Genomic DNA, 21113 nt, shown 5'->3' with positions numbered 1-21113 from the left:
GGGATGTAAAATTTTTGGGTGTTTTTGGGCTTTTGAGTTGGATTTGGGTTGGGGGTGTTGGGTTTGAGATTTGTGATTTTTTGGGAATCGGGTTTCGCCCGATGGGCGACTTACTTTTTCTTTGCTTCGCCAAAGAAAAAGTAAGCAAAAAGAAAGGCGACCCGACTAAATCGCTTTTATTCGCAACTCAGCACAGCTGACTTGCTCACCCCTTCGGGGCCGTCGGCAGAGCCGACGTTCAAAACGCGTTGCGTTTTGTCCATTTTTTGTTAAAAATTTTTTTGACGGAAGGTTAGCAGTCTCCGCTGAACGCGTCGCTGGCGTAACCTTCCTAAAAATTTTTAACAAAAATGGGCGGCTTACACGGGGATTCCGTTCTTTCTCCGTTACGCTCCGCTGGCGTTACTTCCTAAAAATGAAGCCAAAAAATGGGCGATTTACACGGGGGAGAGGGCTTTCTTCGGTTTGTTTTGGTAGGGTTAGTTTTTTAAAAATTTCATTTTTATTTGGGGGGTAAAAATTGCTTTCTTTTTGTATCCGTTCGAATACAATGGTTGTTCGGTAAATTATTGAAATGAATGATGAGATGACGGAAAAGCATGGTTTGCGGCCTTTTGATGTGGCGGAGTTTTTAGACGATGAGGAGACAATACGCGCTTATTTGGCGGAGGTGTTGCAGGAAGGCGATCAAGATGAATTTTTAGAAGCTTTGAATGATGTGGCGCGGGCGCGTGGGATTGCGGAGCTTGCCAGACAAACGGGGCTTGGACGTGAAAGTTTGTATAAAACGCTTTCTAAAGGCAGTAAGCCGCGCTTTGAGACGATTCAGAAAATATTGGCTGCGTTTAATCTTGTTTTAGTCCCGCAGATTAAGAATGTTTAAAAACGAGGCGTGTTTTGAGATTTCGATTTAGCACCGCATTGGGTTGTTTGCTTTTGGTGGTTGTCGGGGTATAGTGGGCGCGGTTAGATTGGAGGTGAAAAATGTTTAAAGAAGAAGGTTATGAGGCGTTTTTGGCGGAGAAGATTCGTCGCGGGGAAGAGGATGTTAAGGCCGGGCGGGTTGTGACGCTTGAGGATGCGCAAGTAAGATGGCAAAAAACCATTGAGCGTAAGGCGGCGGAATTAGCTAAGCAGGAGGAGGAACTGATCGGGGGGCGATGAGGTGCGGATTCAAACTATTATTCACAGTCGGCGGTTGTATCCTCGCCCTTGAAACGCCCGGTTGGGCGTTTTTTTGTGGGTCAATGCGGTGCTGTTTTGATACTTCAAATTGATAAAGGCGCGTTGGGGGCGCCTTTATTTTGTCTTAATGTTTTCCGAAAATTTTTATCATCGGTAATACGACTCCGCAAGCGAGAAGGCCGATTATTAAGCCGATGATGAGGGCGGCGAGGTTACTTGTCCAGCCGTCGGCGAATCCGTATTGTTCGAGGAAATGGTGAATAAAATCCAAGTTGTGGACGAAAATGCCGCCGCCTACGAGGAACATGGCAAGGGTGCCGATGACGTTTAGCGAGCGCATAAATTTCGGCATAATTAGTAAAATCGCGCGGCCGATATGTTGGGTGGGGGTGCCTTTTTGCATGAGGTATAAGCCGAAATCGTCGGCTTTAACAATTAATGCCACTAAGCCGTAAACGAAAGCGGTAATGCCGATACCGATAAGTAATAAGGCGACGATGCGCGTTGATAAGTCTGCTTGGGTTAATTCGCCTAAGGCGATGATGATGATTTCTGCCGATAAAATAAAGTCGGTGCGAATTGCGCCTTTGATTTTTTCGGCTTCGTTAAACCTATCTTGCGGTTTGTGTTGTTCTTGCTTTTGTGCTTGCGATAAAAATTTATGCAGTAATTTTTCTACGCCCTCAAAACACAAATAAGCGCCGCCGAGCATTAATAGTGGCACGATAAGGCTGGGCAGAAACGCGGAGAGCAATAAGGCGATGGGAATTAACACCGCTTTGTTGATAAAAGAACCTTTGGCCACGGCCCAGACAATCGGCAATTCGCGTTCTGCGCCGGCGCCGGCCACTTGGTTGGCATTGAGCGCCAGATCGTCGCCCACGACGCCGACGGTTTTTTTGGCGGCGGTTTTGGTCATTAAGGCGACGTCGTCAAGAATTGAGGCGATATCATCTATTAAAGTAAAAAGCGAACTAAACGCCATAGTTTTTCCTTTTTGGTTAAATTTTGGGTGAAACGAGATTATACCGGGCGGATGCTGTCTGTATCCAATTTAGCATCAAACTCTTTTTGTAAGCGCAATAATTTGGGGTCTTGTTGCAGTTCGGTACGAGCCTGTTCGCACAAGTTTTGATAGACCTGTTTGCGTAAATCCATCGGGGTGAGCAAGCTGCGATCGTCTAATTGAATTTTGACAGAAATCGGTTTTCGGTAAAGTTGTTCGAGGGCTTGCGTTAACATTTTAATGCTGCGATCTTGGCACAAATGTGCTTTTTCGGAATGCAGTGCAAGCCGAATTTCGTGTTCGTGTTTGCCAAGCAAGCAACAATTTAGCGCCAATTCTTTGGAAAAGCCGGTTACTCCACAACGTTCGATGATGTCCGTCCATTCGTCCTGTTCTTGGGTGATAGCAACAATGCGCAAACGCAGTTCCGGGGTGATGTCTTGCAAGATCGCCTGTTTAATGTCGGAAGGGCGCAAGCCGCTATCCACTTTGGCCAATTCCGGATTGCTCCATTCCCAGCGATAGGTTTCTGCGTCCAGCATTTGTTGTTCTTCTTGTTCGATTTCCGCGTTGTCTTCCATACTATTTTCGACGGTTTGTATGTCTTTCGGGATTTCGCGGGTGGCTTGCACGGTTTGCGGCGTGGCAGTTTGATTTGCCGTTGGTTGCGCTTGAGGCTGAGGCGGCGTCATTGTGCGCACCGGAAGAACGGTCATTTGGTGCGGTGCTGTTTGTGCGTCCAATGCATCCAGCTGATGTAAGGCTTCGCTCACCGCTGCTTGTTGTTCGGCATGTCGGGCTTGACGTTCGTTTTGTTCGATTTGATTGAGTTGCTCCAGCGCATCCAATGCGGCCAAACCGGCAAGGCTGAATGCGGTGCTGTTTGAGGATTCAGCGCTTTTCAATGCGGTGCTATTTGGCACGTTCGATGCAGCGGAAGCGGGAGGAGAAGAGGCTGTCCCTTTTGCTTGATAAGCGGATTTCGTGTTTTGCGACAACACCGGTAACTCAATATCATTGCCGGAACGTTGCGTTGCACTTTCTTGTGCGGGAGTACGCGGTTCGGACGAATTAGTCTCGGCTGTTGCCGTAAGGAACTTTGGGTGAAATGCCAATGCCCTCAATAATGTCATTTCGGCGCCGGCACGACGATTCGGCGCGGCGTTTAATTCTTTTCGGCCGGATAGCATCACTTGGTAGAAAAATTGCACGTCTTCCGGTGCGATATGTTGCGCCAGAAACGTCAAATGTTCGTCTTCATCATCGGCCTTGTGCGGCAACAATTGCAGCAGTGCGATTTGATGCAGTTTTTCTGCGGTTTCCACCAATAATTCATCCCAATCGCCGCCGTTGTCCGCTACGGATTGAACGGTTTTCATTAAGTTTTCGCCATTGCCTTGGTGCAGCGCGTAGATGATGTCGATGGCTTGACCGTCGTCTAACAAGCCTAACATGGCATTTACCACGTTCACTGTGATATGCCGGTTGCCCATGGCGATGGCTTGGTCGGTTAAACTTAATGCGTCGCGAATACTGCCCTGTGCGGCTTTGGCTAGTTTATCCAAAGCCAAAGGTTCGAATTCGATCTGTTCTTGCGTCAGAATATGCGCGAGATGCTGAGAAATTTGCGTTTCATCCAAGGCTTTTAAATGGAACTGCATACAGCGCGATAAGATCGTGACCGGCAATTTTTGCGGATCCGTGGTGGCGAGCAAGAATTTCACGTATTCGGGCGGTTCTTCCAAGGTTTTTAACAAGGCATTGAAAGAATGACGCGACAACATATGCACTTCATCAATAAGATACACTTTGAAGCGGCCGACAACCGGTTTGTATTGCACGTTATCCAGCAATTCGCGCGTGTCCTCCACTTTGGTGCGCGACGCTGCATCGATTTCGATTAAGTCGATAAAGTTGCCTTGCTCGATGGCTTTGCAATTTTCACATTCACCGCACGGGTGATCCGTGATGCCGTTTTTAATGCAATTCAAGCCTTTGGCGAACAAACGCGCGATGGAAGTTTTGCCGACGCCGCGGGTGCCGGAAAACAGATAGGCGTGGTGCAGCCGCTGTTCTTTTAAACCGTTGGAAAGCGCGGTGAGGATATGCCCCTGTCCGACGACTTCTTCAAAGGTTTGCGGCCGCCATTTGCGGGCTAAAACTTGGTAGCTCATTTCGATCCGTAACTCATTTCGATCCGTAGCTCATTTCGATCATTAATGGCCGGCAAAATTAACTAAGGTGTAGCACTGCACACCCAGCGCGCTTAAGCGTTTTTCGCCGCCTAATTCCGGCAAATTAATCACAAATGCGGCGTGTTTGACTTTACCGCCTAAGCGTTCTACCAATTTCACTGTGGCTTCGACGGTACCGCCGGTGGCCAATAAGTCATCGATAATTAATACGTTATCGCCGACAGAAATGGCGTCGGTGTGAATTTCCAAGGTGTCTTCGCCGTATTCGAGTTGGTAAGATTGCGAGATGGTTTCGCGCGGTAATTTTTTCGGCTTGCGCACTAATTCAAACGGTAAGCCCAATGCGAGCGCGACCGGCGCACCGAAGATAAAACCGCGCGATTCGGTGCCAAGCACTTTGGTGATGTTTTTGTCGCGATATTGCTCTACGATTAAATCTACCGTTGCTTTAAACGCTGCCGGAACTTCGAGCAAGGCGGTGATATCGCGGAAGATAATGCCTTCCTTAGGATAATTAGGAATGGATTTGATGGAAGATTTGATAAGTTCAAGTTGTGCGTTCATAAATAAGCTCAATAAAATGAAAGAAAAATCGAGGTTTTTTAGGCTCGGCATTCTATCATAAAAATGTCGAACTAAACGGAAAATTCCTGTTGGCGAACATACAAAAACAGCACCGCATTGGAGGCGCTTTCAATGCGGTGCTGTTATGCCTGTAAACCGGCGGCAAAGGACGAAAGAAAGGCCGAATCGGATTTTCATCGATTCGGCCTTAACCTGCTTTAACGCGCGTGCATTTTTACATGATGCGACGGGATTGGGTGTAGGTTTTTGCCCAATAATCTTCATCCAGCGAACTAATGGTGACACCTTGACTGGTGCTGGCGTGCATAAATTGGTTGTTGCCCAGATAAACACCGACGTGGCTATTGCGGCGGAAAAAGACTAAATCGCCTTTGCGTAACTCGTGTTTGCCGATTTTACGCCCTAAATAACGTTGTTCGGCGGTGGAACGCGGAAGTTCAATACCGTAAGCAGACCAAAATGCGGTTTGCATAAAGGCGGAACAATCAATGCCGCGTTTGCCGGTACCGCCCATGCGATAACGGGTTCCCGCCCATTCGTTATAAACGGCGGCAAGGGCTTTGTCATCGCCTAAGCTGAATTGTGGACGGTTTGTTTTTAATTTGTGACGAACGTTGCCATTTTCTAAGTTTTCGATTAATCCGCTAAGTTGCGCATCGTCACTTTCTGAGATTTTGCCTTGATGTGCGTTATTGCTCCCGCTCGAACAGGCGGTGGCTAATGTGGCCAAGCCAATAATTATGAAAAGTCGCTTTAACATAGTAAAAATCTTGAAATAATGAAAAGATATAAGAAATAAAATCTTCAGAAGCCTATCAAATATAGCCTCAAATATCCAGCTAAAATTATATTTTTATGTAAATTCGTGTGATTTTTAGGAAAAATAAAGGCAATCCATCGGGATTGCCTTTTAATCATTTTAAAATTAATTATTTTTTCTTCGCTTTCGCATTTGGAAGATCGGTAATCGATCCTTCAAACACTTCTGCCGCTAAACCGACGGATTCGTGCAAAGTTGGGTGAGCGTGGATAGTGAGTGCGATATCTTCCGCATCGCATCCCATTTCAATGGCAAGACCGATTTCGCCTAATAATTCACCACCGTTACTGCCAACGATGGCGCCACCTAATACGCGATGGGTATTTTTATCGAAAATCAGTTTGGTCATTCCTTCCGAACATTCGGAGGCAATCGCACGACCAGAAGCCGCCCAAGGGAATTTTGCCACTTCGTAATTCAACCCTTCTTGCTTACATTCTTTTTCGGTTTTACCGACCCATGCCACTTCGGGCTCGGTGTAAGCGATGGACGGAATCACTTTCGGATCAAAATAATGTTTTTGACCTGCAATTACTTCCGCAGCGACATGGCCTTCGTGCACGCCTTTGTGCGCCAACATCGGTTGACCGACAATATCGCCGATGGCGAAAATATGCGGCACATTGGTACGCATTTGTTTATCGACACGAATGAAACCGCGTTCATCCACTTCCACGCCCGCTTTGCCGGCATCGATTAATTTACCGTTTGGTACACGACCGATCGCTACGAGCACCGCATCGTAACGTTTCGTATCGTTGCAGGCTTTGCCTTCCATGGAAACATAAATGCCGTCGTCTTTCGCTTCCACTGCAGTGACTTTGGTTTCAAGCATCAACTTGAATTTTTTCTCGATTTGTTTGGTGTAAATCGCAACGATGTCTTTATCCGCCGCCGGAATTACTTGGTCGAACATTTCGACTACTTCGATTTCAGAACCAAGCGCATGGTAAACCGTACCCATTTCCAAACCGATGATACCGCCGCCCATGATAAGCAATTTTTTTGGCACTTCTTTTAATTTAAGGGCATCGGTGGAATTCCAAATACGCGGATCTTCATGCGGAATGAAGGGTAATTCGATTGGACGCGAACCCGCCGCGATAATGGCATTGTCGAATTTAATTGTGGTCGGACGACCATCGCGATCACGCGCAATGAGGGTATTCGGATCGGTAAACGCGGCTAAACCTTCGACGACTGTTATTTTACGCTGTTTCGCCATACCGGCTAAACCGCCGGTTAATTTTGCGACAACGGCTTCCTTGCCCGCGCGTACTTCATCCAGATCAATACGCGGTTCGCCGAAATACACGCCGTTTTTATTTGCCTGTTTGGCTTCTTCAATCACTTTTGCCACGTGCAATAAGGCTTTTGACGGAATACAACCGACATTTAAACACACGCCACCAAGAGTCGAATAGCGTTCGACCAGAACGGTTTCTAAGCCTAAATCCGCACAACGGAATGCGGCTGAATAACCTGCCGGTCCGGCACCAAGTACTACGACTTGGGTTTTAATTTCTTTACTCATTTTTACCTCGTAAAAACGTTTAAAATATTGACTGCACTTTCTTGCGATCTTTGTAGGGTGGGCTTTTAGCCCACCAATAGATCTCATTAATCGGTGGGCTAAAGCCCACCCTGCAGATTACATAATTAAGCGACGTAAATCCGCTAATACGGCACCGATGTAACTAATGAAACGCGCCCCGTCCGCACCGTCGATTACACGGTGATCGAAGGACAATGACATCGGTAAAATTAGACGTGGTGTAAATTCTTTACCGTTCCATACCGGTTCCATGGAAGATTTGGATACGCCCAAAATCGCTACTTCCGGTGCATTTACGATCGGCGCGAAATGTGTCGTGCCGATGCCGCCGAGACTGGAAATAGTAAAACAGCCGCCTTGCATATCCGATGCGGTAAGTTTGCCATCACGGGCTTTTTTCGAGACTTCCATCAATTCGCGAGAAAGTTCGATGATGCCTTTTTTGTTGACGTTTTTGAACACCGGCACGACCAAGCCGTTCGGCGTATCTACCGCTACGCCGATGTTGATGTATTTTTTCAAGATCAAGCGTTGTGCATCTTCAGTGATTGAGCTGTTGAAACGCGGATAGGCTTCTAAGGCTTTTGCCACCGCTTTCATAATAAATACGACAGGCGTAATTTTCACGCCGAGTTTTTGTTTTTCGGACAAAGCGTTTTGTTCTTTACGGAACGCTTCCAAATCGGTGATATCCGCTTTGTCGAAGTGCGTCACATGAGGGATCATCACCCAGTTACGATGTAGGTTCGCACCGGAAATCTTATTGATACGGCTTAATTCTACTTCTTCGATTTCGCCGAATTTACTGAAATCTACTTTCGGCCATGGTAACAAACCTAAGCCCGCACCATTCGCTGCCCCGTTGCCCGGTTGAACTGTCGAAACAGCACCGCATTCGAAAGCCTTCACGGCGGTTTTTACGTAAGCTTCGATATCTTCTTTAACGATGCGACCTTTACGGCCGGTACCTTTCACACGATCAAGGTTTACCCCGAATTCACGCGCTAAACGACGAATAATCGGCGTCGCGTGCGCATAACCCGCACTCGCCACCACTTGTTCTTGGCTTAAACCGGAAATATTGCCGCTTTGCGGTGCCGGGGCCGATGTTGCAGGTGTCGGCGCGGTTTGTGTCGCAGCCGGTGCAACTTGCGCATCCAATGCGGTGCTCGATGCAGATCCCGCCACAGTTCCCGCCACTTCAAAGCGCATAATTAATGAACCGGTAGAAACTTTATCGCCTGATTTCACTAAGATTTCTTTTACCACGCCGGCAAATGGAGCCGGAACTTCCATTGAAGCTTTGTCGCCTTCAACAGTAATTAACGATTGTTCTGCAGAAACGGTATCGCCGACGGCCACCATAATTTCAGTGACATTCACTTCGTCGCCACCGATATCCGGCACGTTGACATCTTTGATTGCCGCTGTTGCCGGAGCCACGGTTGGTGCATCTTGCGCCGGTGTTGAAGCCGCCGGTGCTGCGTCCGCCACGGCGAACTTCATAATGAGTTTGCCGGTAGTTACTTTATCGCCTACATTAATTAAAATTTCTTTCACCACTCCGGCGATTGGCGCAGGAACTTCCATTGAGGCTTTGTCGCCTTCAACGTTGATGATGGATTGATCAACTTCTACGCGGTCGCCCACTTTCACCATGATGTCGGTAACATTGACTTCGTCGGAACCGATATCCGGTACGTTCACCTCAACCACGCTTGCCGCAGCAGGCGCTGTAGGTGTCGGAGCGGCTTGTGCAGGAGCAGGCGCTGATGCGTCGGCAGATGCTAAAACGAGCATCGGCGTGCCGGTGGTGACTTTATCGCCCACTTTCACCAACACTTCTTTCACCACGCCCGCTTCCGGCGCCGGAACTTCCATTGAGGCTTTATCACCTTCAACGCTAATAATGCTTTGATCTGCCGCAATGGTGTCGCCCACTTTTACCATCACTTCAGTTACGGTAACTTCATCACTACCGATATCAGGAATTTGAATTTGTTTTGACATTGTTTGTTCCTTTAATAAATGCGGTCAAAATTTTTATTTTTTGACTGCAGTTTTCATCAATTATGCATAGAGCGGATTGATGCGATCCACATTTAAGCCGAATTTCGCAATGGCGTCCGCAACCACTTGGTTCGTTACCGTACCTTCTTTCGCTAATTGAGAAAGTGCCGCCACTACAACATAACGCGCATCCACTTCAAAGTGTTCGCGTAAATTTGCACGGCTGTCCGAACGACCGAAACCGTCGGTACCTAACACGTGATAATATTTGGTTGGTACGAATGCACGGATTTGCTCGGCGTAAGATTTAATATAATCGGTTGATGCCACAGTCGGTAAATCTGCCAATACTTGCGATACATAAGGTACACGCTGTTCTGCTGTCGGGTGCAATAAATTCCAACGTGCCGCATCATGACCTTCACGTGCCAATTCGTTAAACGAAGGCGCAGAGAAGACATCGGAAGTCACGCCATAATCATTAGCAAGGATCTGTGCCGCTTCACGCACGTGACGCATAATCGCACCGGAACCTAATAATTGAACATGACCTTTGCCTTTACCTTCAACGGTTTCAAATTTATATAAACCTTTGCGGATACCGTCTTCTGCACCTTCCGGCATGGCCGGTTGTTCGGTTACTTCGTTTAAAGTGGTGATGTAATAGAACACGTCTTCTTGTTTTTCGCCGTACATACGTTGAATACCGTCTTGAACGATCACCGCAACTTCAAAGGCAAATGACGGATCGTAAGTGACACAATTAGGAATTACGCTCGCTTGAATATGGCTGTGACCGTCTTCGTGTTGTAAGCCTTCACCATTTAAAGTTGTACGACCTGAAGTACCACCGATCATAAAGCCGCGCGCAAGTTGGTCACCTGCGGCCCACATCATATCGCCCACACGTTGGAAACCAAACATGGAGTAATAAATAAAGAAAGGAATCATCGGTTGGTTATTTACAGAGTATGAGTTCGCTACCGCTAGCCAAGATGCCGTTGCACCTAATTCGTTGATACCTTCTTGTAAGACCTGCCCATCTTTTGCTTCACGGTAATAAGCAACTAAATCGCGGTCTGACGGCACATAGTTTTGACCGTGCGGGTTATAAATACCGATTTGACGGAATAATCCTTCCATACCGAACGTACGCGCTTCGTCCGCGACGATTGGCACAATAGTTTTACCGATATTTTTATCTTTTAATAAGGTATTTAATACACGAGTAAACGCCATGGTGGTTGAAATACCACGTGGTTGCGCATCCAATAACGCTTTAAATTCATCTAATGCAGGAACTTTATATTCCACATCAAATTTTGCTCTACGCGCCGGCACATAACCGCCTAATGCTTTACGATGGCCGTGTAAGTAGTTGTATTCTTCGGAACCTTCGGCGAACTTGATGTATTCAAGATTTTCCACTTGTTCGTCAGTTAATGGGAGTTGGAAATAGTCACGGAAGCCTTTAAGACTGTCGTAAGACATTTTTTTCGATTGGTGTGCGGTATTTTTACTTTCCGCTTCAGGGATTTTATAGCCTTTCACTTGTTGCGCTAAAATTACGACAGGTTTAGTCGCTTTTTGCGCTTTTACATAAGCCGCGTAAAGTTTTTCGCTGTCGTGCGCACCGCGGCGTAACGCCCAGATTTCATCATCCGTCATATCCGCTACCAATGCGGCCGTTTCCGGATAACGACCGAAAAAATGTTCGCGTACATAAGCGCCATCTTTCGACTTGAAGGTCAGGTAGTCACCATCCACCACTTCCATCATTAACTGGGTCAATTTACCGGAAGTATCTTTCGCGAATAATTTATCCCAGTTGCTGCCCCATAATACTTTGATCACTTCCCAACCCGCACCGGTGAATAAACCTTCTAATTCTTGCACAATTTTACCGTTACCGTTAACCGGGCCGTCTAAACGTTGAAGGTTACAGCTTATGGTAAAAATTAAGTTATCCAAGCCTTCGCGCGCAGCAAATGTTAAGGCGCCTTTAGACTCAATTTCGTCCATTTCGCCATCACCTAAGAATGCGTAAACTTTTTGATCTTTAGTATCTTTCAAACCACGATTATCTAAGTATTTTAAGAAACGCGCTTGATAAATGGCGTTCACCGGGCCTAGCCCCATTGAAACGGTGGAGAATTGCCAGAATTCAGGCATTAATTTCGGGTGCGGATAAGAAGATAAACCGTCGGTGAATGCTTCTTGACGGAAATTATCCATTTGTTCTTCGGTTAAACGACCTTCTAAGAAGGCACGTGCGTACATGCCCGGTGCGGCGTGACCTTGGAAGAAAATTAAGTCACCGCCGTTTTTCTCGGTCGCCGCTTTAAAGAAGTGGTTATAGCACACTTCATACATGGTTGCTGCCGATTGAAAAGTGGAAATATGACCGCCTAAGTCGAGATCTTTTTTCTGACTGCGTAAAACCATCGCAATCGCATTCCAACGCACGGCAGAACGAATGCGGCGCTCGATAGCCTGATCGCCCGGATACGCCGGTTGCTCGGAAACCGGAATCGTATTCACATATTCTGTGGTTACACCCGTCGGCAGTGAAACGCCGCTAGTACGTGCTTGACCGATAACTTGTTCAACGATGTATTGCGCGCGCTCGACGCCTTCCTCACGAATCAAGGAATCTAATGATTTTAGCCAATCTTGGGTTTCGATTGGATCCACGTCATTTTTTAAAATCTCAGACATAGGTTTTCCTTATCTGTTAATTAAATAAAAGTTAGTTTGGCTAGCGCCAAACACGGATGTCAGAAAATGTTTGTCTTTTACAAACATTTAACAAATCGTACAAATTTTAGAAGATTTTTTGCAATAAAGATAGTAAATTTTCACCGATGTACCGGCTCTACCGGCAATGTTTTCACCCGTAAAAGCGCGATGATTTTTCATTAATTTTTAAGTAAATCCGCTAAAATTTGCGCAGAAAATATTGCACCGACAGCATAATTCTTCTAAAGTTTCAGCGCCTTTCATTCTTCGAGGAACTTATATGAACACCACATCCCGCACCATTTCCAATCATAAACGTATCGCTCTTGTGGCTCACGATAGCTGCAAGCAAAGTCTGCTCCAATGGACCCTCGCTCACAGCACCGCATTGAAACCGCATCAGCTCTACGCGACCGGTACCACCGGCCATTTGCTGGCGCGTGCAACCGGCTTACACATTCATTCGTTATTAAGCGGTCCGATGGGTGGCGACCAACAGCTAGGCGGGCTGATTGCCGAGAAAAAAATCGACTTAATGATTTTCTTTTGGGATCCGATGAACGCCGCGCCGCATGATCCCGATGTAAAAGCGCTTATGCGGATTGCTACCGTGTGGAACATTCCGGTCGCCATCAACCAAGCATCAGCGGATTTTTTATTGACTTCGCCGTTATTCAAACAAGACGTCGAAATTGAAATTCCCGATTATGAAGGTTATTTACAAGAACGCTTAAACTAAAACTTTCAAAAAACCGCAGTTAAAAAACAAAAAAGGCGATAAATCATTTATCGCCTTTTTGTTTGGTTCTTGCCGTTAACTAGTGTTGCATCGCTGCACCCATTATCAACATAAGAAGAATGCCTTGAACTTGTTCTTCCGGTACCGGCCGGCCATTTAACTTCAATTCACCGTTTTCAAGTACCAATTTCATGGTCACAGATTTTTCATTATTTACCGCAAAACCGTTTTTCGCCCCTTCTGCCGCCAATTCTTCAATTTTGGCTTTAACCATTGCTTTTACCTCGTTTTGCTCTTCTTTCGCTGCGAGTTTAACCATGAGGTTCTCCGCAGTGGCTTTATCTAACTGAATATCCACCGCGAAATCGGTAAATTGTTTATACAGATTGCCGCGCATTAAATCGAATTTCGGATTTTTCGCTAACGCGATATTTAAATCCAACGAGAGTTTGCCTTGTTCATCAGAAATTGAGAGCGGATTAAGTTTGATTTGTGGCTGATTATTAAAAATCGCCATACCGTGTTGGTTTACCCAAGTATCCTGCAACTGACCAACTAACGCATCCGTATTCGCGCCCTGTTCTTTTGCCGCGTTAAAGGTCGCAACGAAAGATTCCAATAACGCATTTATCGCATTAGCCTCTAAATGATTGAATTCCAAGTTGTAAACCACTTTTCCCAAGTCTGTGTTATCAATTTTAATTGAATCGACCGAATTGGTTCCTTTTAAGCTAACAAAATCTCCGTCAAGACTGATTTCGGACGCTCCCTTCACACCTTTTTCAACGAACGATATCGCTTTACCGTTTTCATCCAAACCGGTCATTTCCAAACTTTCTACGGAAGAAGAGCCTTTTCCGGTATAAAGATAAGCCCATTTTGTCGGCGCAAAGGCAGTATCAAATCGAATGCCTTGCCATTTCAATTTCACGGATTCAAGCTCATTACCGTCTAAATTGGCAAAATCCATACCGAGCGCATCAATTCGTACATTATATGTTCCCGCCAAATCTTTATTGACGTCAAAATCCGTAACGATATTCGACCAAGAAATCTTATTGTTTGCCGATTGGGGATCAACAAATTCACCGCCTGCCAATTCAAATCCGCCTTTGGTGTTTAAACCATAACCGGTCGAAGCATAATATTGAATGGGTTTGTCCGATTTTATGGTTTCGAATAAGGCTTGCGTACTTTCATTTTTAGTAATAAAACCTTCCGCCGCATACATTACCGGTAAGAAATTTAGCTGCGCTAAACGATTCAACGGTAACGGACCGTGATAAAGTTTGGTAGAAAACGGAATCGTCAATTGTTTTTGCGCTTGCGGAAGGGAAATCACCACTTCATCTTCCACTTGAGAACTGAATAAGCCGCGTTCAAAAGACTTATTTTTGAATTCCACATTCAAGGAATCCGATACGCCAAGAGCTTTGAATTTTTGATTCGCTTGCTCAATTTGGCGTTTATATTCGGTTTCCGCCGTTTGACCGGTGAACCACGCACCACCAATCCAAGCCGCGCCGAGTACCGCAATTACGCCAATAGCAACTTTTGATTTTTTCATAAATTATCCTTTTAATGAGTCATGAGATGTGAAAATCGCTCGGGATTCTACCGTATTTTTCCTAGTATTTCACTTTTTGTCTATTTTGTTCCAATGTAATGCTCACGCAAATACTTGAGAAGTCTTTAGCAAAACGAACCGAACGGGAATTTCACCTTCTGTAATAGCACCGCATTGGAGACGCTTCCAATGCGGTGCTATTACAACCTTCCACTGTCTCAAAGGCAACTGAATAGGTGTAATTTCAATTTCATACAAGGCTAATTTCATATTTTTCCAGCTTCCCCCTTGAAGATTTTCCATATGTTCTTATGTTGCGGAACACAAACCGGAATGTGCGCATTTTTAACAAAATGAAATTTTTTAAAATTTTCTCTTGAAATGCGAAAGAACATCCACATCTTACAGTTCGTAACAAATTACACTAAATTTAAATTTTTACTTAGGAGTACAAAATGGGAAAAATTATTGGTATTGACTTAGGTACAACCAACTCTTGTGTGGCTGTAATGGATGGTGACAAACCTCGCGTAATCGAAAATGCCGAAGGCGATCGCACCACTCCGTCAATCATCGCTTATACAAATGATAACGAAACGTTAGTGGGTCAACCGGCAAAACGCCAAGCGGTGACTAATCCGAAAAACACCTTATTTGCAATTAAACGTTTAATCGGTCGTCGTTTTGAAGACGAAGAAGTAAAACGCGACATCGACATTATGCCGTTTGCAATTACCAAAGCGGACAATGGCGATGCATGGGTCGAAGTGAAAGGTGAGAAATTAGCCCCTCCGCAAATTTCTGCTGAAGTGTTGAAAAAAATGAAAAAAGCGGCCGAAGATTACTTGGGCGAACCGGTTACCGAAGCGGTGATTACTGTGCCGGCATACTTTAACGATGCACAACGCCAGGCAACCAAAGACGCCGGTCGTATCGCAGGGTTAGACGTTAAACGTATCATCAACGAACCGACAGCCGCCGCATTGGCTTATGGTTTAGATAAAGGTACAGGTAACCACACAATTGCGGTTTACGACCTAGGTGGTGGTACATTCGACCTATCTATCATCGAAATCGATGAAGTAGGTGGCGAAAAAACTTTTGAAGTATTAGCAACCAACGGTGACACACACTTAGGTGGTGAAGACTTCGATAACCGCATCATCAACTATTTAGTCGATGAATTCAAAAAAGAACAAGGTATCGATTTACGCAATGATCCGCTTGCTATGCAACGTTTGAAAGAAGCTGCAGAAAAAGCCAAAATTGAGCTTTCTTCCGCACAACAAACCGATGTGAATCTTCCTTATATCACAGCGGACGCAACCGGTCCTAAACACTTGAATATCAAATTGACTCGCGCGAAATTAGAGTCTTTGGTTGAAGATCTCGTGGCGAAATCTCTTGAACCTGTACGTATTGCGTTAAAAGATGCCGGCAAATCTCCATCTGAAATCGACGATGTGATTTTAGTGGGCGGTCAAACTCGTATGCCGTTGGTTCAACAGGAAGTGGAAAAATTCTTTGGCAAAGCACCGCGTAAAGACGTGAATCCGGATGAAGCCGTTGCAATCGGTGCGGCGGTACAAGGTGGTGTGTTAGCCGGCGACGTGAAAGACGTATTATTGTTAGACGTTACTCCGCTCTCTCTTGGTATCGAAACCATGGGCGGTGTGATGACCACTTTAATTGAGAAAAACACGACGATTCCGACTAAAAAATCACAAGTGTTCTCTACTGCGGAAGATAACCAAAGTGCGGTAACTATTCACGTGTTACAAGGTGAACGTAAACAAGCGTCAGCCAATAAATCTTTAGGTCAATTCAACCTTGAAGGCATCAACCCGGCTCCACGCGGTATGCCGCAAATTGAAGTAACCTTCGACATTGATGCGGACGGTATTATTCACGTTTCCGCAAAAGATAAAGGCACAGGTAAAGAGCAACAAATTACCATCAAAGCCTCTTCCGGTTTAAGCGATGAAGAAATTCAACAAATGGTGCGCGATGCCGAAGCGAACGCTGAATCCGACCGTAAATTTGAAGAATTGGTACAAGCCCGCAATCAAGCGGATCACTTAGTTCACAGTACGCGTAAACAATTAGACGAAGCGGGTGATAAAGTGCCTGCGGCAGATCGCGGTACTATCGAAAACGCATTAAGCGACTTGGAAAAAGCGGCGAAAGGCGAAGACAAAGCTGTTATTGAAGCAAAAATTAAAGCGCTTGCCGAAGTTGCTCAAAAACTTGCACAAACAGCACAACCGCAAGGTGAGCCACAACAAGCGCAAAGCAACGGCAAACCAAATGATGATGTTGTGGATGCTGAGTTTGAAGAAGTGAAAGATAATAAGTAGTTTCACTCTCACTAAAATAAAAGGGCGTAGCAATACGCCCTTTTGGTGTATTCATCAACCACAATTTTTTCTGACTTTATTTAAAAAAGTGAAGTCAGAAAAAATAAACTAGGAGAACAAATGGCGCTAAAACTCTACCCAATCGTACAACAACGCTTAAATAACAACATAGCAAATAAGATCATCCCAACCCTTTGGCAAAACAATTTCGATAAACTGCCACAAGGTCACTATTGTTATGGCATTTATTTTAATTATGCTGCGAATTACCAAGCAGACTATGATTTTGCGATTGCAAGTGAAGCAGTATTAGAGACTGATATCCCGGTGATTGAAATTGAAGATTTGAGTTTCTACGAAGTTTTTCGCTGTAAAATAGATGAAATTTATCAAACATGGCAACTGATCTGGAAAAAAGAACAACAAGGTTTACTTAAGCGGGCTTATTCGGTGGATTTTGAAAAATACCACCCTGATGGTTTAGTAGAAATTTATATCGCCATTGCACCACATTGCTAAGCCCAAAGTGCGTAAAATTTTATAAAAAATGACCGCACTTGAAGGTCGTGTGGCGATAATGTGTTCCGCATCAGGACAATCTGCGGTTTTTTATGCAATGTTGAATATTTTAGAAGTCGACAATCACTTTATTTCTTCCTCTGCAGCAAAATAAGGGCATTCAAGACAGGTAATTCAGCCTGCCTCTTTGAACAACAACATATCGTAACAGAAATATGAACGGCTCATTTTGGTTTGTTGATTTTCATTTGGCTATATACAAACGAAAATAAGCTGGGTCATACCTTAATAAATTCATGTGTTGGCTCTTGATATTTCTGCCTTTGACATCATTTTGGTGTTTAAAACTATTGTTCATATAATACAATACATAATCATAGAAGTAGCATTTGATATTTTAAACGGAAAATTGAAACATTATGGCAAAACAAGACTACTACGAACTACTCGGCATCTCAAAAGGCGCAGACGAAAAAGAAATTAAACGCGCCTACAAAAAACTCGCGATGAAATATCACCCCGATCGCACGCAAGGCGATAAGGAAAAGGAATCTAAATTCAAAGAAATTCAAGAAGCCTACGAAATCCTTAGTGATAAAGAAAAACGTGCGGCTTACGATCAATACGGTCACGCCGCCTTTGAACAAGGTGGTTTTGGCGGTGGATTCGGTGGCTCCGATTTCGGCGATATGTTTGGCGATATTTTTGGTGACATTTTTGGCGGCGGACGCACTCGTCAACGTGTCGTACGCGGTGAAGACTTACGTTACGACTTAGAAATCACTCTCGAAGAAGCGGTAAAAGGCGTTACCAAAGATATTCAAATCAATACCCTCGCACATTGCGACAGCTGTGACGGAAGCGGTGCAGAGAAAGGTTCGAAAGTGGAAATCTGTCCGACCTGTCACGGTGCCGGACGCATTCGCCGCCAACAAGGTTTCTTTGTCACCGAAGTCGCTTGCCCGACTTGCCAAGGCTCCGGCAAAAAAATCGAAAAACCGTGCCGCAGCTGTCACGGCGAAGGCCGCGTGCATAAAAAAGAAAATCTTTCCGTTAAAATTCCGGCCGGCGTGGACAGTGGCAACCAACTTCGCTTGGCCGGCAAAGGTGCGGCGGGCGAACAAGGCGCACCAGCCGGCGATTTATATGTGATAATTCACGTGAAAGATCACCATATTTTTGAACGTGACGGCAATAATCTTTATTGTGAAGTGCCGATTAGCTTCACGACTGCCGCGCTAGGTGGTGAGATTGAAGTGCCGACTTTAGACGGTAGAGTAAAACTCAAAATTCCGGCGGAAACGCAAACCGGCAAATTATTCCGGATGCGCGGTAAAGGCGTAACGTCCGCTCGCAACGGCTACGCCGGCGATTTAATTTGTCGCATTGTGGTCGAAACACCGGTGAATTTAAGCAAAGAACAAAAAGAATTATTGGAAAAACTGGAAGAAAGCTTGCAAGGAAAAGGCTTGAGTAAACACAGTCCTAAATCCTCCGGTTTTCTGGACGGAGTGAAAAAATTCTTTGACAATCTAGGCAAGTCAGACAAATAAGCTCGCATAAAAAAGTCCGCACTACGCGGACTTTTTTCTATCGGCGTTCCGCATTGCGCAAATAAGAACGCGTTCAATTTAAACGGTTGTTAAACATGGTGATAACGCCTGTTGTATCCGATGCGGTGCTGTTTTAAGGGTTCAATGCGGTGCTGTTTTGAGCGTTCAATGCGGTACTGTTTTGAGGGTTTAATGCGGTGCTGTTTTGAGGGTTCAATGCGGTGCTGTTTTAAGAGTTCAATGCGGTGCTGTTTTGAGCGTTCAATGCGGTACTGTTTTGAGGGTTTAATGCGGTGCTGTTTTGAGGGTTCAATGCGGTGCTGTTTTAAGAGTTCAATGCGGTACTGTTTTGAGAGATCGCAAAAATGGCGATATGCGCACTTATAAAAACTTCCCGATAAACTAATTCGATACGACGACAAGAGTCTCACCCAAACTCTCTAAGGAAAATCGGGTCTTTTTTTGCCGCCGCCGATCATTTCATTGAGGGAATTAAACGACTGAAATTGCTTTAATTTGCAAGTAAACCTCTTGCCCTACGGCAAAACGTAATTCATTTTGCGCCCATCTACTGACGCTTGCCCAGATTTTATGCCCTTCCACTAACACCGCAATATCGATACGTCGTTCTTGCCGTTCAATTTGTACGATTTGCCCACGCAAAATATTGCGAATACTGGTTTGCTGCGGCTTAACCAAGGTAACGGAGACATCCGAACTATAAATACAGACGCGTACGCGTTCGCCCGCTTCCGCTTGCACTTGATTAAGCCAAAGAGCTTGATGGCCGAGAGAAAGGGCGCTCATTGCGTAAGCCGGATTATGTAAATAGAGCGGTAATTCCAGCACGCTACTTTGTTCACTTTCACCTTTCCAAGGCGCAAAAATCGGGCTGTTCCAAATTTTTTCTACGCTGTCATAAGCTTTTACTTTACCGTTTTCCATTAACACCACGCGATCGGCCAAGCGCAACAATTCATCTAAGCTATGCGTGACATATAAAATCGGAATATTGATTTCTTTGGAAAGGCGTTCCAAATAGCCCATCAATTCGCGTTTACGCGGAACATCAAGCGCTGAAAGCGGTTCGTCCATCAGCAAAATATCGGGATCCGTCAACAGCGCGCGTCCGATGGCAACCCGTTGTTTTTCACCGCCAGAAAGCGTGAGCGGATAACGTTTCAATAAATGACCGATTCCGAGTAATTCGACGATATAGTCAAAATCCGTCTGTGAGACATTATTCGCACCGTAACGCAAATTACCTTTCACCGTATAATGCGGAAACAAACGCGCGTCTTGAAACACATAACCGATTTTGCGTTGATGCGCCGGCACGTTTTGTTGCGTTTCCGTATCCACCAAAGTGCGTGTGTTTAGGCGGATAAATCCCTCGTCCGGCACAGTTAAACCGCTCACCAGATTAATCAATGAGGTTTTACCTGAACCGGATAAGCCGAAAATCGCGGTAACGCCTTGCTCGGGAATCTGTAAATCGGTTTGCAACGCAAGTTGGCCAAGTTGTTTTTTTACATTAATTTGCAACATTAGGTTGTCCTAATTTTTTCTGCATACGTTTGCTTAACCATTCAGATAACAGCAAAGAAATCAATGAAAGAATGATCGCAAATAAACACAAACGCGCGGTTTGTTCTTCCGCTCCCGGCGTTTGAATAAAGGAATACATTGCAAGCGGTATCGTTTGAGTTTCGCCGGCAATATTGGAAACAAAAGTGATGGTAGCGCCGAATTCGCCTAGCGAACGGGCAAATCCCAACACTAAGCCGGCTAACACGCCGGGTAACGAAAGCGGCAAAGTTATCGTGAAAAACACGCGCCAAGCTGACGCACCTAATGTTTGCGCGGCTTGTTCTAATTTAATATCGATGCTTTCCAAAGAAAGTCGAATTGCGCGTACCACTAATGGAAAGGCCACCACGGCGGAGGCCAGCACTGCGCCTTTCCAACTAAAACCGAAGGAAAGCCCGAACCATTGATATAAATATTTACCGATAAAGCCGTTACGCCCCATCGCCACCAACAGCAAATAACCGATAACGACAGGCGGTAACACCAACGGCAGATGAATAATGCCGGTAATTAGCGATTTTCCGTAAAAATTTTTACGCGCCAGCAACCAGGCAACTAAGATCGCCAATGGTAAGCTCCACAACATCGAACTAACGGCAACGCTTAAACTTAAACGAATCGCGTTAACTTCCATGCTGCTGAGATTAAAATAAGAGAGGAATTGAGTAAGCAAATTATGTTCCTTGGCATAAT

General features: G+C 45.2%; 17 protein-coding genes and 1 pseudogene. 7 read left to right on the top strand and 11 right to left on the bottom strand.

All coding sequences use genetic code 11. The features are described 5' to 3' along the window. Nucleotides 1-574 precede the first annotated feature (574 nt). Together AB3F25_RS02540 and AB3F25_RS02535 are read left to right on the top strand one after the other, a co-directional pair. On the top strand, nt 575-883 hold the full coding sequence (locus AB3F25_RS02540) for an addiction module antidote protein (RefSeq protein ID WP_373603950.1): 309 nt from the start codon (nt 575-577) through the stop codon (nt 881-883). A gap of 101 nt (nt 884-984) precedes the next feature. Next, nucleotides 985-1164 (top strand): hypothetical protein, encoded by a 180-nt coding sequence (locus AB3F25_RS02535; protein ID WP_373603949.1) that lies wholly within the window; start codon nt 985-987, stop codon nt 1162-1164. A gap of 145 nt (nt 1165-1309) precedes the next feature. Here AB3F25_RS02535 and AB3F25_RS02530 read toward each other — a convergent pair whose 3' ends face one another. From AB3F25_RS02530 to aceE, 7 genes are all read right to left on the bottom strand, one after another. Continuing rightward, nucleotides 1310-2170, bottom strand: a complete 861-nt coding sequence (locus AB3F25_RS02530; protein WP_373603948.1) for a DUF808 domain-containing protein — start codon at nt 2168-2170, stop codon at nt 1310-1312. A 38-nt stretch (nt 2171-2208) separates the two neighbouring features. Continuing rightward, nucleotides 2209-4365, bottom strand: coding sequence for a DNA polymerase III subunit gamma/tau (gene dnaX / locus AB3F25_RS02525; protein WP_373603947.1), 2157 nt, complete (start codon nt 4363-4365; stop codon nt 2209-2211). Nucleotides 4366-4407: 42 nt separating this feature from the next. Further along, entirely contained in the window at nt 4408-4950 is a 543-nt protein-coding gene (gene apt, locus AB3F25_RS02520; protein ID WP_373603946.1) for an adenine phosphoribosyltransferase, read from the bottom strand. Nucleotides 4951-5185: 235 nt separating this feature from the next. Further along, nucleotides 5186-5731: an NlpC/P60 family protein gene (locus AB3F25_RS02515; RefSeq protein WP_373603945.1), complete on the bottom strand. Its 546-nt coding sequence runs from the start codon at nt 5729-5731 to the stop codon at nt 5186-5188. Nucleotides 5732-5900: 169 nt separating this feature from the next. Then, nucleotides 5901-7325, bottom strand: a complete 1425-nt coding sequence (gene lpdA / locus AB3F25_RS02510) for a dihydrolipoyl dehydrogenase (RefSeq protein ID WP_373603944.1) — start codon at nt 7323-7325, stop codon at nt 5901-5903. A gap of 117 nt (nt 7326-7442) precedes the next feature. Beyond that, nucleotides 7443-9356 carry a pyruvate dehydrogenase complex dihydrolipoyllysine-residue acetyltransferase gene (gene aceF, locus AB3F25_RS02505; RefSeq protein WP_373603943.1) on the bottom strand — a complete coding sequence of 638 codons (1914 nt, stop codon included), beginning with the start codon at nt 9354-9356 and terminating at the stop codon, nt 7443-7445. A gap of 60 nt (nt 9357-9416) precedes the next feature. Then, nucleotides 9417-12074 (bottom strand): pyruvate dehydrogenase (acetyl-transferring), homodimeric type, encoded by a 2658-nt coding sequence (gene aceE, locus AB3F25_RS02500; RefSeq protein WP_373603942.1) that lies wholly within the window; start codon nt 12072-12074, stop codon nt 9417-9419. A gap of 301 nt (nt 12075-12375) precedes the next feature. Here aceE and mgsA point away from each other — a divergent pair, with 301 nt between their 5' ends. Then, nucleotides 12376-12834, top strand: coding sequence for a methylglyoxal synthase (gene mgsA, locus AB3F25_RS02495; RefSeq protein ID WP_373603941.1), 459 nt, complete (start codon nt 12376-12378; stop codon nt 12832-12834). A gap of 79 nt (nt 12835-12913) precedes the next feature. On the opposite strand, the gene AB3F25_RS02490 is transcribed toward mgsA, so the two are convergent. Further along, nucleotides 12914-14401, bottom strand: a complete 1488-nt coding sequence (locus tag AB3F25_RS02490) for a YdgA family protein (protein WP_373603940.1) — start codon at nt 14399-14401, stop codon at nt 12914-12916. A gap of 455 nt (nt 14402-14856) precedes the next feature. Here AB3F25_RS02490 and dnaK point away from each other — a divergent pair, with 455 nt between their 5' ends. The 4 genes and pseudogenes from dnaK to dnaJ all read left to right on the top strand — a co-directional run bounded on the left by dnaK (nt 14857) and on the right by dnaJ (nt 18830). After that, nucleotides 14857-16758 (top strand): molecular chaperone DnaK, encoded by a 1902-nt coding sequence (gene dnaK, locus AB3F25_RS02485; protein ID WP_373603939.1) that lies wholly within the window; start codon nt 14857-14859, stop codon nt 16756-16758. A gap of 120 nt (nt 16759-16878) precedes the next feature. After that, nucleotides 16879-17277, top strand: coding sequence for a GyrI-like domain-containing protein (locus AB3F25_RS02480; RefSeq protein WP_314953315.1), 399 nt, complete (start codon nt 16879-16881; stop codon nt 17275-17277). Nucleotides 17278-17302: 25 nt separating this feature from the next. After that, a pseudogene (locus AB3F25_RS02475) lies at nt 17303-17419 on the top strand (O-acetyl-L-homoserine sulfhydrolase); the annotation flags it as partial. A 277-nt stretch (nt 17420-17696) separates the two neighbouring features. Then, on the top strand, nt 17697-18830 hold the full coding sequence (gene dnaJ / locus AB3F25_RS02470; RefSeq protein ID WP_373603938.1) for a molecular chaperone DnaJ: 1134 nt from the start codon (nt 17697-17699) through the stop codon (nt 18828-18830). A gap of 89 nt (nt 18831-18919) precedes the next feature. On the opposite strand, the gene AB3F25_RS02465 is transcribed toward dnaJ, so the two are convergent. The 3 genes from AB3F25_RS02465 to modB form a co-directional block, all read right to left on the bottom strand. Further along, a complete protein-coding gene (locus AB3F25_RS02465) occupies nt 18920-19252 on the bottom strand; it encodes a hypothetical protein (RefSeq protein WP_373603937.1) in 333 nt (110 codons plus the stop codon). A 70-nt stretch (nt 19253-19322) separates the two neighbouring features. Further along, a complete protein-coding gene (gene modC, locus AB3F25_RS02460) occupies nt 19323-20378 on the bottom strand; it encodes a molybdenum ABC transporter ATP-binding protein ModC (RefSeq protein ID WP_373603936.1) in 1056 nt (351 codons plus the stop codon). Beyond that, nucleotides 20365-21093 (bottom strand): molybdate ABC transporter permease subunit, encoded by a 729-nt coding sequence (modB, locus tag AB3F25_RS02455; protein WP_373603935.1) that lies wholly within the window; start codon nt 21091-21093, stop codon nt 20365-20367. Before modB ends, modC begins: the two co-directional genes overlap by 14 nt. Nucleotides 21094-21113: the final 20 nt, after the last annotated feature.

This window comes from Aggregatibacter sp. HMT-949 (assembly GCF_041734645.1).
GTDB lineage: Bacteria > Pseudomonadota > Gammaproteobacteria > Enterobacterales > Pasteurellaceae > Rodentibacter.
The sequence above is the reverse complement of the archived record's forward strand: the minus strand, read 5'-3'. Positions and strand labels throughout refer to the sequence as shown.

What these genes read in the sequence shown, in the direction of transcription:
- mgsA (WP_373603941.1), top strand. Translation starts at nt 12,376, where the DNA reads ATGAACACCACATCCCGCACCATTTCCAATCATAAACGTATCGCTCTT.
- modC (WP_373603936.1), bottom strand. Translation starts at nt 20,378, where the DNA reads ATGTTGCAAATTAATGTAAAAAAACAACTTGGCCAACTTGCGTTGCAA.
- AB3F25_RS02540 (WP_373603950.1), top strand. Translation starts at nt 575, where the DNA reads ATGAATGATGAGATGACGGAAAAGCATGGTTTGCGGCCTTTTGATGTG.
- dnaJ (WP_373603938.1), top strand. Translation starts at nt 17,697, where the DNA reads ATGGCAAAACAAGACTACTACGAACTACTCGGCATCTCAAAAGGCGCA.
- AB3F25_RS02535 (WP_373603949.1), top strand. Translation starts at nt 985, where the DNA reads ATGTTTAAAGAAGAAGGTTATGAGGCGTTTTTGGCGGAGAAGATTCGT.
- AB3F25_RS02515 (WP_373603945.1), bottom strand. Translation starts at nt 5,731, where the DNA reads ATGTTAAAGCGACTTTTCATAATTATTGGCTTGGCCACATTAGCCACC.
- aceE (WP_373603942.1), bottom strand. Translation starts at nt 12,074, where the DNA reads ATGTCTGAGATTTTAAAAAATGACGTGGATCCAATCGAAACCCAAGAT.
- aceF (WP_373603943.1), bottom strand. Translation starts at nt 9,356, where the DNA reads ATGTCAAAACAAATTCAAATTCCTGATATCGGTAGTGATGAAGTTACC.
- lpdA (WP_373603944.1), bottom strand. Translation starts at nt 7,325, where the DNA reads ATGAGTAAAGAAATTAAAACCCAAGTCGTAGTACTTGGTGCCGGACCG.
- dnaX (WP_373603947.1), bottom strand. Translation starts at nt 4,365, where the DNA reads ATGAGCTACCAAGTTTTAGCCCGCAAATGGCGGCCGCAAACCTTTGAA.
- AB3F25_RS02480 (WP_314953315.1), top strand. Translation starts at nt 16,879, where the DNA reads ATGGCGCTAAAACTCTACCCAATCGTACAACAACGCTTAAATAACAAC.
- apt (WP_373603946.1), bottom strand. Translation starts at nt 4,950, where the DNA reads ATGAACGCACAACTTGAACTTATCAAATCTTCCATCAAATCCATTCCT.
- dnaK (WP_373603939.1), top strand. Translation starts at nt 14,857, where the DNA reads ATGGGAAAAATTATTGGTATTGACTTAGGTACAACCAACTCTTGTGTG.
- AB3F25_RS02530 (WP_373603948.1), bottom strand. Translation starts at nt 2,170, where the DNA reads ATGGCGTTTAGTTCGCTTTTTACTTTAATAGATGATATCGCCTCAATT.
- AB3F25_RS02490 (WP_373603940.1), bottom strand. Translation starts at nt 14,401, where the DNA reads ATGAAAAAATCAAAAGTTGCTATTGGCGTAATTGCGGTACTCGGCGCG.